The organism is Pseudomonas sp. GW821-FHT04D07, from assembly GCF_059420225.1.
On record NZ_JBWKTH010000001.1, the window covers coordinates 586,346 to 598,664 of the forward strand.

General features: G+C 61.5%; 13 protein-coding genes and 1 pseudogene. 6 read left to right on the top strand and 8 right to left on the bottom strand.

Annotated elements, in window-relative coordinates; genetic code table 11:
• Nucleotides 1-113: 113 nt before the first annotated feature.
• Nucleotides 114-527: an alternative ribosome rescue aminoacyl-tRNA hydrolase ArfB gene (gene arfB, locus AC07T0_RS02775; protein ID WP_191488724.1), complete on the top strand. Its 414-nt coding sequence runs from the start codon at nt 114-116 to the stop codon at nt 525-527.
• A 135-nt stretch (nt 528-662) separates the two neighbouring features.
• Here the strand turns inward: arfB and AC07T0_RS02780 are convergent, their stop codons facing one another.
• From AC07T0_RS02780 to AC07T0_RS02795, 4 genes are all read right to left on the bottom strand, one after another.
• Entirely contained in the window at nt 663-1,862 is a 1,200-nt protein-coding gene (locus AC07T0_RS02780) for an MFS transporter (RefSeq protein ID WP_494999746.1), read from the bottom strand.
• A 168-nt stretch (nt 1,863-2,030) separates the two neighbouring features.
• Complete coding sequence (locus tag AC07T0_RS02785; protein WP_494999747.1) at nt 2,031-2,162, bottom strand: hypothetical protein; 132 nt, start codon at nt 2,160-2,162, stop codon at nt 2,031-2,033.
• A 253-nt stretch (nt 2,163-2,415) separates the two neighbouring features.
• Nucleotides 2,416-2,730 carry a cupredoxin domain-containing protein gene (locus AC07T0_RS02790; protein ID WP_494999748.1) on the bottom strand — a complete coding sequence of 105 codons (315 nt, stop codon included), beginning with the start codon at nt 2,728-2,730 and terminating at the stop codon, nt 2,416-2,418.
• A 12-nt stretch (nt 2,731-2,742) separates the two neighbouring features.
• Nucleotides 2,743-3,714, bottom strand: coding sequence for a metallophosphoesterase family protein (locus AC07T0_RS02795; protein WP_494999749.1), 972 nt, complete (start codon nt 3,712-3,714; stop codon nt 2,743-2,745).
• A gap of 149 nt (nt 3,715-3,863) precedes the next feature.
• Between AC07T0_RS02795 and AC07T0_RS02800 the strand changes: the two genes are divergently transcribed.
• Both AC07T0_RS02800 and AC07T0_RS02805 read left to right on the top strand, forming a co-directional pair.
• Nucleotides 3,864-4,376, top strand: coding sequence for a sigma-70 family RNA polymerase sigma factor (locus AC07T0_RS02800; protein ID WP_494999750.1), 513 nt, complete (start codon nt 3,864-3,866; stop codon nt 4,374-4,376).
• Nucleotides 4,369-5,136 (top strand): anti-sigma factor family protein, encoded by a 768-nt coding sequence (locus tag AC07T0_RS02805; protein ID WP_494999751.1) that lies wholly within the window; start codon nt 4,369-4,371, stop codon nt 5,134-5,136. The genes AC07T0_RS02800 and AC07T0_RS02805 overlap by 8 nt, the downstream gene beginning before the upstream one ends.
• Nucleotides 5,137-5,287: 151 nt before the next feature.
• Here AC07T0_RS02805 and AC07T0_RS02810 read toward each other — a convergent pair whose 3' ends face one another.
• The 3 genes from AC07T0_RS02810 to phhA all read right to left on the bottom strand — a co-directional run bounded on the left by AC07T0_RS02810 (nt 5,288) and on the right by phhA (nt 7,728).
• On the bottom strand, nt 5,288-6,484 hold the full coding sequence (locus AC07T0_RS02810) for an amino acid aminotransferase (protein WP_494999752.1): 1,197 nt from the start codon (nt 6,482-6,484) through the stop codon (nt 5,288-5,290).
• The gene (locus AC07T0_RS02815; protein WP_100938979.1) at nt 6,484-6,840 is read right to left on the bottom strand and encodes a 4a-hydroxytetrahydrobiopterin dehydratase; all 357 of its coding nucleotides are present in this window, start codon (nt 6,838-6,840) and stop codon (nt 6,484-6,486) included. Before AC07T0_RS02815 ends, AC07T0_RS02810 begins: the two co-directional genes overlap by 1 nt.
• 102 nt (nt 6,841-6,942) lie before the next feature.
• Nucleotides 6,943-7,728, bottom strand: a complete 786-nt coding sequence (phhA, locus tag AC07T0_RS02820; protein ID WP_494999753.1) for a phenylalanine 4-monooxygenase — start codon at nt 7,726-7,728, stop codon at nt 6,943-6,945.
• A gap of 293 nt (nt 7,729-8,021) precedes the next feature.
• Between phhA and AC07T0_RS02825 the strand changes: the two genes are divergently transcribed.
• Nucleotides 8,022-9,578 carry a sigma-54-dependent transcriptional regulator gene (locus AC07T0_RS02825; RefSeq protein WP_494999754.1) on the top strand — a complete coding sequence of 519 codons (1,557 nt, stop codon included), beginning with the start codon at nt 8,022-8,024 and terminating at the stop codon, nt 9,576-9,578.
• A 157-nt stretch (nt 9,579-9,735) separates the two neighbouring features.
• Here AC07T0_RS02825 and AC07T0_RS02830 read toward each other — a convergent pair.
• Nucleotides 9,736-10,203: pseudogene (locus AC07T0_RS02830) on the bottom strand (TylF/MycF/NovP-related O-methyltransferase); the annotation flags it as partial.
• A gap of 503 nt (nt 10,204-10,706) precedes the next feature.
• Between AC07T0_RS02830 and AC07T0_RS02835 the strand changes: the two are divergent.
• Nucleotides 10,707-11,447, top strand: a complete 741-nt coding sequence (locus AC07T0_RS02835) for a flagellar basal body rod protein FlgF (RefSeq protein ID WP_494999755.1) — start codon at nt 10,707-10,709, stop codon at nt 11,445-11,447.
• Between the two features lie 46 nt (nt 11,448-11,493).
• Entirely contained in the window at nt 11,494-12,279 is a 786-nt protein-coding gene (flgG, locus tag AC07T0_RS02840; RefSeq protein ID WP_494999756.1) for a flagellar basal-body rod protein FlgG, read from the top strand.
• Nucleotides 12,280-12,319: the final 40 nt, after the last annotated feature.

Consider the following 12,319-nt stretch of genomic DNA (forward strand, 5'->3'; position numbering starts at 1 on the left):
CAGACCCGGCGGCCGCCGGGTCTGTTGTTTCTGCACGGTTGGGGCGTGGGCGAACCGGCTCGCCGCAGTGCAGATCAGGTATCCTGAACACCCTGATGTCGGACGCTTTTCAAATGCTGGTGATTTCCAACAATGTGCATCTGCCCGATGCCGAGATCGAGTGGACGGCCATTCGCGCCCAAGGCGCGGGTGGGCAGAATGTCAACAAGGTCTCCAGCGCGGTGCACCTGCGTTTCGATATTCCGGCTTCGTCCCTGCCGCCGTTCTACAAGGAGCGCCTGCTGGCCCTGCGCGACAGTCGCATCACCAGCGAAGGGGTGATCGTGATCAAGGCCCAGCAATACCGGACGCAGGAGCAGAACCGCAGCGATGCCCTGGAGCGCCTGGTCGAGCTGATCCTCAGTGCCACCAAGGTGGAGAAGAAACGCCGCCCGACCAAGCCGACCCTCGGCTCGAAGAAGCGCCGTCTGGAAGGCAAGTCCCAGCGCGGTGCGATCAAGGCCGGACGCGGCAAGATCGATTTCTAGATCCTGTCACGTTCCTTGTAGGAGCCCAGCTTGCTGGCGATGGCGGCCGGATGATCAATGCAAGCCTCAAGGGCCTCATCGCCAGCAAGCTGGCTCCTACAGGGGTTATGGCGTTCTTGAGATTACGAGCAGTTCTCAGGTCTTGTCGCGTGCCGCTCGCTGTTTCGGTGCCTGCCGGTAGAGATAAAGACTCAGCAGCAACCCGGAAAACGACGCCAGGGCGGCGAACAGGAAAATCGAGGCAAAGCCCAGGCCCGCCGCAATTGCCCCGGCCAAGGGCCCGGTAATGCCCAGCGACAGGTCGATGAACAACGAGTAGGCACCCACCGCCGCACCGCGGCTGGAGGCGGGCACCAGGTTCACCGCCTCCACCCCCAGCGCCGGGAACACCAGCGAGAAACCGAACCCGCTCAACGCCGCCCCGGCCAATGCCCAGTGGGCGTCCGGCGCCAGCCACAACAGCAGCAGCCCCAGGGTTTCCACCGACAGGCAGGCGATCGCCACGCGAAAGCCGCCGAGCCGATTGATCAGGTTGCCGAACAGCAGTCGCGCACCGATAAAACTGGCGCCGAACAGGCTCAGGCAGAGCACCGCGTTGGCCCAGTGCTGGGTGGCGTAATACAGGGTGATAAAGGTCGCGATGGTGCCGAAGCCGATGGAGCCCAGGGCCAGGCCGGTGCCATGCGGCAGCACGCGGCCGAGCACATGGAGGAAGGGCAGGCGCTCGCCGGCGACAATCGGTGCCGCCTGTTTCGGCCAGGCCAGCAACAGCCCCAGCGCGGCCAGCAGCAGGATGCTCACCCCCATGCTCCACAGGCCGAGCTGACCGACCAGCCATACCCCCAACGGCGCACCGATGGCCAGCGCACCGTAGCTGGCGATGCCGTTCCAGGAAATTACCTTGGCGGTGTTCGCCGCACCGACCCGGCCGATGCCCCAGCCGATGGAGCCGGAGCCCACCAGGCTTTCCGCGCTGCCCAGGACCAGGCGGCCGATAAACAGGCTGGTCAGGCTCAGCAACGGCAGGCTTTGCAGGAAACTCGACAGCAGCATGAACACGCCACTCAGGCCGCAGCCGGCCAGGCCGATCATCACCGCGCGCTTGCTGCCCTGGTTATCGATGACCCGACTGGCGTAGGGACGGCTCAACAGGGTCGCCAGGTACTGGACGCTGATCACCAGCCCGGCGATCACCGTGCCGAAGCCCAGGTCACTGTGGACATAGCCCGGCAGCACGGCCAGGGGAATGCCGATGTTCAGGTAACCGATAAAGGTAAACAGGACAATGGAAACGACTTGCAGCGTGACCGCCAGGGGGCGCTGTGTATCTGACATGGACAAGAACCACCGTTGCCGCGGAGAAGAAAGATAGGAGGCTTATGATAACGGCGTGGGGTGGGTTGCAGGGGAGTTAAATCGAAAAAAGCTCGGGAGGGGCGAATATATCCGGCGGCGTGAAAAACACCAGGGAACGGGCTTTCACGCGACCGGTCGGGCAAGCGTTCAGTCTTCGCTGTCGGCCTTGAGGCTGTCTGCGGCCTCGTTGTTTACCGGCTGCTGGGCAGCGGTTTGTGGCGGGTTTTTCTGCTCAGTCTCGTGCAGGCTTGGGAAGGGGAAGTTGGGTATCTCATGCATCGTCGTCGCTCCTCGCAAGGTCTGTTTTTTAAATCGCTGGGTAGATCCGCGCTTTTAAAAAAGCCTGGGCAGGATACAGCAGTGAAAATGACAGAAAGACTTTTTCGCCCCGTGTTCGACTGCCATTCGTCAGGGCAGGTACTTTGGCAACGTGGAATGCGAATCCTGTAGGAGCCGGCTTGCCGGCGATGAGGCCGGCAAGTCTTGCATCGATCTTGCGGACGCCATCGCCGGCAAGTCGACTCCTACACGGTCAAGGGGTGACGATGATTTTCCCAATCATCTGCGGATGTAGGGCACAGAAATACTCATAGGTGCCCGCGGTCTTGAACTCATAGGAAAAACTGTCGTTGGTGTCCAGCGCGGCCGAGCGGAACAGCTTGTGGGTTTCGGCCACCGTATGGGGGATCTGGTCGTCGTTGACCCAGGTGACCTTGGTACCGAGCGCGACCGTCACGTCCTTGGGCCCGAACATGAATTCCTTGATATCGATTTTCACATCTTGCGCCCACACCGGGATCGAGACCGTCAGGCAAACCAGTGCCAGCCCGTGCAAAAGTCTTTTCATTCACCTGTTCTCCTAAATCAATGTCGAGTCAATCAATGCCAACGGGTGATCGCCTTGTGTCGCGCGGACATCGGTGATCCCCAGGTAATTACGCAACTGATCGGCGGCCACCGTCATCGGCCCCGGTGACGGCGCCGCACCCGGTGCCGGTTGTGGGTAGGCGGTACCGCGTGCGGTGTGAAAGGTGATATTGCCTTCGACCTTCTGGATCACCTGGTGGATATGCCCGTTGAGCACGGTCACCGAACCGTATTTGCGCAGCAGGGCAATGGCCTGGTCGCCGTCCTCGGTGCCCCAGCCCCAGGGTTGGTAGATGGTCCACAGCGGAATATGGGTGAACACCACGATCGGCGTGCTCGTCGCCACCGCCCGCAGGTCATCGGCCAGCCAGGCGATCTGCTCGGCGCCGAGGTTGGCTTCATGGCCGGCCTGGAAGTTGAAGACGTTGACCAGCGCGATGAAGTGCACGCCATGGTCGTCGAAGCTGTACCAGCCGTTACCCTTGGTGCCCTTGCCGTAACGCTGCAGATAGAGTTGGCCGCCTCCCTCGTCGAGGGTATCGTGCTCGCCCGGCACGTAGTGCACGGTCGCGGGCAGGGCCTTGAGCAGTTGCGCGGCGGTGTCGAATTCCTCCGGCTTGCTGAGGTGGGTGATATCGCCGGTGTGGAGGATCAGCGCCGGCCGCTTGGGCAGCGCGATGACCTTGTCGATGGCCACTTGCAAGGTCTTCACCGGTTCGGGGTTGGCTTCCTTGTTGAAGCCGATATGCGAATCGCTGATTTGCACGAAGTGAAAATTCGCGGCCAGCGCGGCCGGATCGGTGGGCTGGCCATTCTGGTCCAGGGCAAAGGCCCGCGGAATACCGCCGCTCAGGGCCCAGAGGACCCCCGCGCCGGCCCAGGCCGAGCATTTGAGCAGGGTCCGGCGGTCGGGGTCGAGCGGGCCGTCGGTACGTTTGTCGTGGGGTGTTGGGTGCAGGTCCATGGGAACGCCCTCGCTGGCGGTCTACAGTGATTGAGCTCACATCTGTAAAACCGGGCGACGCGGGGCTTTATTCCAGGAAAATAAAAAAAATCTTCCGGGAATAAAACCAGTGCTTTCACCGTTATAGGGACAAAGGTATCGGAGCCACTATGAAGCGATTCGAGGCGCTGTTTGCGCCGCATCTGGATGCGGCCTATAACCTCGCGCGCTGGCTCACCGACAGTGAGAGCGCCGCGCAGGATGTGGTCCAGGAAAGTGCCTTCAGGGCGTTCAAGTTTCAGCACCGTTTCATCGACGGCAATGCCAAGGCCTGGTTCCTGACCATTGTCCGCAATGAAAGCTACAACTGGCTCAAGGCCTCGATGGGGTCGCGCTGGGTGGCCCTCGACGAAGAGTGGTTGCAGGACGACCCGGCGCTGGCCGATGGGTGCACGCCGGAGTCGCAGATCATTCGGGCCCAGCAGGCCGCCCAGGTCCGGTTGGCATTGCTGGCGTTGGCGCCGGTGTTCCGTGAAGTGATTGTCCTGAAGGAGTTGGAAGACATGCCCTACAAGGACATAGCGAAAATCGTCGATATTCCCTTGGGCACCGTCATGTCACGGCTGGCCCGGGCACGCGCGATGCTCAAGCGCGAACTGCTGAAGTTGCACCCTTATGAATGACCTCGACTGCAAGACCTGTAATGAATTGATCCATGGCTATCTTGACCATGAACTGGACGCCGCGACCGCGGCGCGAGTGGCCGGGCACCTGGCGGGTTGCGCCGAGTGCGCGCGGCTGCACGAGCAGACTCGTCAACTGATCGGCGACGTCAAGATGCAGGCTCCCTATTACCGCGCACCCGAGGCCTTGAGCCGGGGCCTGTTGAGCGCTGTCTCGGCGCGTCCCTCGGCGGGCAGCGGTTTCATTCAGGGCTTGCGGGCACTATCGGGGCGCTGGTGGGCGCCAGTGTTTTCAACCCTGGTGTTGAGCCTGGCACTGATGCTCTACGTGGTGACGCCGTCCGCCGAGCAACCCTGGCTGGATGAGGCGGTGTCCAGTCATGTGCGTTCGTTGATGGCCGAGCATTTGAACGATGTGGTGTCGTCCGACCGGCATACGGTGAAACCCTGGTTTACCGGCAAGCTCGACTTTGCGCCACCGGTCTTCGACTATGCGGCGCAGGGCTATCCGCTGCTGGGTGGTCGTTTGGATTATCTGCAACACCAGACCGCCGCCGCGCTGGCGTATCGGCATGCCAAGCACACCATCAATCTGTTTATCCTGCCGACGGCCGAGGCTGATCGGGCTCGGGAGAGCCTGTCGCTGCGGGGCTACAACGTGGTGTCGTGGCGACGCGATCACCTGCGCTTCATCCTGGTCTCGGACCTGGAGAGGGGCGAGCTCGAGGCGTTCGGGCAGTTGATCGAGAAGGGCGTGTGAGTGTGGCGCGGGGCTTTGTGCGTTCAGCAAGCCTGGTTTGATCGCGAGGACTGTAGGAGCGAGCTTGCTCGCGATGGACGTCAACGATGACGCGGAGAGCCTGATGCCTCGCGGCGCCTGGGCTACCATCGCGAGCAAGCTCGCTCCTACATTAGTCCTTGCAGACCGCGGCAATCGCCTGCGCCAGCGCATCCAGGCGCGTCGCGTCGATACCGGCGACATTGGCCCGGCCGGAGCTGACCATATACACGCTGTGCTCGTCGCGCAGACGTTTGACCTGGGCCGGTGACAGGCCGGTGTAAGAGAACATGCCGCGCTGCACGCCAATATGCGCGAAGCGCTCGGCCAGTCCATGGGGCTGCAGTGCTTCCACCAGGCCGCTGCGCAGTTGCGCAATACGCAAACGCATGGCTTCCACTTCATCGGCCCACAGGCTCTTCAACTCGGGGTCGCCGAGAATGCTGGTAACCACCGCCGCGCCGTGATCCGGTGGGTTGGACCACAGGTTGCGGGCCACCGCCGCCAGTTGGCTGCGCACATCCAGCAGTTTCTCGGCGTCGCCGGTGCAGACGATCAGCGCGCCGGTACGCTCGCGGTACAGGCCGAAATTCTTCGAACAGGAACTGGTGATCAGCACTTCCGGCAGTTCCCGGGCAAACAACCGCGCCGCCCAGGCATCCTGCTCCACGCCATCGCCGAAGCCCTGGTAGGCAAAGTCGATCAGCGGCAGCAGTTCGCGGCGGCGGACGATGTCCAGCACCTTGTACCAGTCGTCGTGGGACAGGTCGAAACCGGTCGGGTTGTGGCAGCAGGCGTGCAGCAGCACCACGTCACCCTGCGGTACCTGTTCCAGGGCGGCGAGCATGCCCTCGACATTCAGGCGGTTGTCGCTGTCGACGTAAGGGTAGTGACTGATCTTCAAGCCGGCGGCGGCGAAGATGGTCTCGTGGATCGGCCAGGTCGGATCGCTGAGCCAGATGCCCCGGCCCGGCAGGCAGTGGGCGATGAAGTCGGCGCTCAGGCGCAAGGCGCCGGTGCCACCCGGGGTCTGGGTCGCACCGACACGCTGGGCGGCGATCAGCGGTGAGTCGGCGCCCAGCACCAGCTCGTTGAGCAGGCTGCCGAAGCACAGGTCGCCATGCCCACCGATATAGGACTTGCTCCGTTGTTCGTCCACCAACCGCTGTTCGGCCAGCTTGACCGATTGCAGGATCGGGGTCAGGCCCTGGGCATCCTTGTAGACGCCAACGCCCAGGTCGAACTTGCGCGGATTGGGGTCCTGGGCATAAGCCTCCAGCAACCCGAGAATCGGGTCGCCGGGTACATGCGCAATGGCGTCGAAATGCATTATTTACGGCCCTCGGCGGCGTGGCTGACCTCGTCGGTGCGTGCCGCCATGATGAAATCGTTACGGTGCAGGCCCTTGATCGAATGGCTCCACCAGGTGACGGTGACTTTGCCCCATTCGGTCAGCAGACCCGGGTGATGGCCTTCGGCTTCGGAAATCTCGCCGACGGCATTGGTGAAGGCCAGGGCGAACTTGAAGTTCTTGAACAGGAAGACCTTCTCCAGTTGCATGATGCCGTCCCGCACTTCGATGTTCCAGTCCGGAATCTGTTTGATCAGCAGCGGCAGTTCTTCGTCGCTGACCTGGGGGGCGTCGGCACGGCAGGCTTCGCAGTGGGCTTGGTTCAAGGTGTTCATGGTGGATTCCTGAAATGGTTTTTTTATTCAAGGACGCCGTTCGAATACGTTATTCGAAAACGTCGGTTCGAGAAAGCCGCACGTACCAGGCAAAGTCGCGGATCAGGCGGCCTTGGGCGGGAATTTCGGTGCGTGCAGACCCAACTGCATGCCGCGCTCGACCATGCCCATGATGTCTTCGTGGGCCAGGTCGAACAAGCGCTTGAGGTTCGGCAGGACGAAGTACAGCGGTTGCAGGATGTCGATGCGATAAGGCGTGCGCATCGCCTCCAGCGGGTCGAACAGCTGATGCTCGGGCTGGTTGGACAGGCTGTACACGGTTTCCTTCGGCGAGGAGAGAATGCCGCCGCCATAGATGCGCCGACCTTGCGGGGTGTCCACCAGGCCGAACTCGATGGTCATCCAGTACAGGCGCGCCAGGTATACCCGTTGTTCCTTGCTGGCTTGCAGGCCGAGCTTGCCGTAGGTGTGGGTGAATTCGGCGAACCAGGGGTTGGTCAGCAGCGGGCAGTGGCCAAAGATCTCGTGGAAAATATCCGGTTCTTGCAGGTAGTCGAGTTCTTCTTCGGTGCGAATGAACGTCGCCACCGGAAACTGCTTGTTGGCCAGCAGCTCGAAAAAGGTTTGGAATGGAATCAGCGCCGGCACCCGGGCGACTTGCCAGCCGGTCGTGGCGCCAAGCACCTGGTTGATCTCGCTGAGCTGCGGAATCCGGTCGTGGGGCAGGGCCAGTTTGTCGATGCCGTCCAGGTATTCCTGGCACGCGCGACCCTCGAGCACTTTCAGTTGACGAGTGATCAGGGTATTCCACACGGCATGCTCGGCGGCCGGGTAGTCGATAAAACCTTGCGCATCAGGCTCGCGAGCCACGTAGTGCGTCTGCTTCATACAGCTCTCCTGCTAGGGGATTCGTTCTTGTTATGTGCAGCGATGGCCCTAGTGTTAACCCGTTGAGGGCCGGTGCGCATCCGGGGTCAGGCGGCCAAGGGCAGGGTGGATTGCTCTATTTCGTAAATAAAACGTTACGAATTTGCATTTTGTTGATGCGTAAAGCGTTTTGATGTGGCGATAAGGCGAGTTTGTGTAACATAATCTTTACGACTAACTGCGGGGTACTGAAAAAAGTGCTGCTTTTTGTAGGAGCATGCGTGTCCCGGCCATCACCCTTTTCGAGCCTTACCATGCGTATCAAAGTGCACTGCCAGAACCGCATCGGCATTCTTCGCGACATTCTCAACCTGTTGGTGGACTACGGCATCAACGTCGCCCGTGGTGAGGTCGGCGGCGATCAAGGTAATGCCATCTATCTGCACTGCCCGAATCTGATCAACCTGCAGTTCCAGGCCCTGCGACCGAAGTTCGAAACCATTGCCGGGGTGTTTGGTGTCAAACGCGTCGGCTTGATGCCCAGCGAGCGTCGGCATATGGAGCTCAACGCCTTGCTCGGGGCCTTGGAGTTTCCGGTGCTGTCCATCGACATGGGCGGCTCGATTGTCGCGGCCAACCGGGCGGCGGCGCAGTTGCTCGGGGTCCGGGTCGACGAGGTGCCGGGCATCCCGCTGGCGCGTTATGCGCCGGATTTCGACTTGCCGGAATTGGTCCGTGCCAACAAGTCGCGGATCAATGGTCTGCGGGTCAAGATCAAGGGTGACGTTTTCCTGGCGGATATCGCCCCGTTGCAGTCGGAGCACGATGACAGCGAGGCAATGGCCGGCGCGGTGCTGACCTTGCATCGCGCCGACCAGGTCGGCGAGCGCATCTACAACGTGCGCAAGCAGGAGCTGCGCGGCTTCGACAGTATTTTCCAGAGTTCGAAAGTCATGGCCGCGGTGGTCCGTGAGGCCCGGCGCATGGCGCCACTGGATGCACCGTTGCTGATCGAAGGCGAGACCGGGACCGGCAAGGAGCTACTGGCGCGGGCCTGTCACCTGGCCAGTCCACGCGGGCAGGCGCCGTTGATGGCACTCAATTGCGCCGGTTTGCCGGAGTCCATGGCCGAAACCGAACTGTTCGGCTACGGTCCCGGCGCGTTCGAGGGCGCGCGGGCCGAGGGCAAGCTCGGCTTGCTGGAACTGACGGCTGGCGGCACCTTGTTCCTCGACGGGGTGGGAGAGATGAGCTCGCGCTTGCAGGTCAAGTTATTGCGTTTTCTCCAGGATGGCGGTTTTCGTCGGGTCGGCAGCGACGAGGAGGTGTACCTGGATGTGCGGGTGATCTGCGCGACCCAGGTCGACCTCTCGGAACTGTGCGCGCGGGGCGAGTTTCGCCAGGACCTGTATCACCGTCTCAACGTCTTGTCCCTGCATATTCCACCCTTGCGCGAGTGTCTGGATGGGCTGACCCCGCTGGTGGAGCATTTTCTCGACCAGGCCAGTCGGCAGATCGGCTGCCCGTTGCCGAAGCTGGCGCCGGCGGCGATGGAGCGCCTGGCGCACTATCACTGGCCGGGTAATGTCCGGCAGTTGGAGAACGTGCTGTTCCAGGCGGTTTCCCTGTGCGAGGGTGGGGTGGTCAAGGCCGAGCATATCCGCTTGCCGGACTATGGCGTGCGCCAGCCGCTGGGGGAGTTTTCCCTGGAAGGTGGGTTGGACGAGATTGTCGGTCGGTTCGAGCGGGCGGTGTTGGCGCGCCTGTACTCGGAGCACCCGAGCAGTCGCTTGCTGGGCAAACGCCTGGGGGTTTCCCATACGACCATTGCCAACAAACTGAAGGCCTATGACGTACTCAAGGGCGAGTAGGCGGGATATCTTGAACGGGTCGCGAACCCTGTAGGAGCCAGCTTGCTGGCGATGGCGATGTCACATTCACCACTGCTATCGCCAGCAAGCCGGCTCCTACAGGTACAGGACGTCGTCGAAAACAACGCCAGTGTCAGGCATTGCTTTCACGGCGCTGTCAGATGTGGAAGTAACCCACGCACGAGTCGAACGGCAGGCGCTTGAGTTCGATCTTGTTCATATCGAACACTTCGCGCAGGGCCTTGGTTTCGCCCGGGAAGTTGCGGTAGGCAACCTCGTCGAGGACCACGATGGCGCCCTTGGGCATGTACGGCAGGAAGGTTTCCAGGGCAACCTTGGTCGGCTCGTAGAGGTCGGTGTCGAGGATCAGCATGGCCACCACCAGGTCCGGACGGGACTTGACGAACTCCGGCACGGTCTTGCAGATGTCGCCCTTGACCAGCTCGCAGCGCGGGATGCGGTTGACCGGACGCAGCAGGTCGTTGGCATCGATCATGTCCTGGATCAGCGACTGGTCGGTGTCGGAGAACATGTTCTCGTTGATGTCGGCCGGGTCCTCATCCTTGTTGATGCTGGTGAAGCCTTCGAAGGTGTCGAAACCGACGATCGAACGGTTGATCGCATACGTCTTGTGCCGCTGGTTGTTGATCCAGTCGTTCAGGCTCCAGTCCTTCGAGGTATTGAGCACCGGCTTTTCGAAGTGGCCGACGTTGATCATCATAGTCTGGTTCGGGGCGATGGTGTAGACCGGCATCCAGATGTTGATCTGGCAATCGACGCTGCACAGGTTCGCGTCAGCTCTCCTGAATACTGTGGCTAATTCTGGGTGTAGGCAATCGCTGGACAAACTTTACGTTGGTCACCGTATGCCGGGTTGGCTGGCAAGTTCTATTCCAGGGTGGTTTTTCTGGCGTCCGCGGCACTGGGGAGCGCGACCGACATTTGCCGCCAGCGGCATAACCGCGCCGTTTTTTCGTCTGCCCTCAAGACCTTGAAAGCCTGCGAAAGGTACTCAAACTCCCGCCCTGGCGGCTTGTCCGGCGTCAAAAAACAAGTTGGTTCGGAAATTGCTTGCGCCTCTCGCCGTACAGCGGTGGCGGCAAACGTCCGTCAGGAAGAGGAAAGACTGTGGACAAGTACCTTTACGTGGCAATGACCGGTGCGGCGCAGAATGCCCTGGCGCAAAAGGCCCATGCCAACAATCTGGCGAACCTCTCGACCAACGGTTTTCAGCGTGACCTGGAACAGGCCCGTTCGATGCCGGTGTTCGGTGACAGCTTTCCGTCGCGTGCCTATGCCATGTCCGAGCGCCCGGGCACGGATTTCGCGTCGGGTCCGATGGTCGAGACCGGTCGCGATCTCGACGTGGCAGTGGCCGGTGACGGCTGGGTGGCCGTGCAGACACCTGATGGCGGCGAAGGTTACGTGCGCACCGCGAGCATGAATATTGACGCCCTCGGGGTGCTGCGTGCCGGCAACGGCATGCCGGTCATGGGCAACGGCGGGCCGATTGCCGTGCCGCCCGAGTCGAAGATCGAAGTGGGCGAGGACGGCACCATCAGCATCCGTGCCATGGGCGAGGGGCCGCGGGTGGTGGCGGAGGTCGATCGCATCAAGCTGGTCAATCCGGATCTCAAGAACATGGTCAAGGGGCCGGATGCCGTGATTCATACCAAAGACGGCACGACTGCGCCGGTCGATGCCAACGTCAAGGTGGTCTCGGGCTTCCTGGTCGGCAGCAACGTCAATGCCGTCGAGGAAATGACCTCGGTGCTGGCCCTGTCCAAACAGTTCGAATTGCACATCAAGATGATGAACACGGCCAAAGAAGATGACACGGCTATGGCTCGGGTCTTGCAGAACAGCTAATCACCAGAACGTAGCGCCGTAAAACAGGCGCGCGAAGGAGAACAGAATGCTTCCGGCTCTATGGGTTGCAAAAACAGGTTTGGCGGCACAAGACACCAACCTGACGACTATTTCCAACAACCTGGCCAACGTCTCGACCACCGGTTTCAAACGTGATCGCGCCGAGTTCCAGGACCTGCTCTATCAGATCAAGCGTCAGCCGGGTGCCGAGTCGACCCAGGACAGCGAACTGCCGTCGGGTCTGCAACTGGGTACAGGTGTGCGGATCGTCGGCACCCAGAAGAACTTCGCTGCCGGTAGCCTGCAAACCACCGACCAGCCTTTGGACATGGCCGTCAACGGCCGCGGTTTCTTCCAGATCCTGCAGCCGGACGGCACCACGGCCTACACCCGTGACGGTACCTTCCACCTGAGCAACACCGGGCAGATCGTCACCGCCAGCGGTTTCACCCTGCAGCCGGCGATCATCATCCCGAACAACGCCCAGACCTTCACCGTCGGCCAGGACGGCACGGTCTCTATCACCGTCGCCGGCAGCCCGACTTCGCAAGTGATCGGCAATATCCAGACCGCCGACTTCATCAACCCGGCCGGCCTGCAGTCCAAGGGCGGCAACCTGTTCCTGGAAACTGCCGCCAGCGGCGCGCCGCAAGTCGGCACCCCGGGCCTCAACGGTTTCGGCACCACCGAGCAGAGCACCCTGGAAACGTCCAACGTCAGCACCGTGGAAGAAATGGTCAACATGATCACCACCCAGCGTGCCTACGAAATGAACTCCAAGGTGATTTCCACCGCTGACCAGATGCTCCAGTACGTCGCACAGAACCTGTAATCAAGTCTATGAGGCGGCCTGAAGGGCGCCTGCAACACCG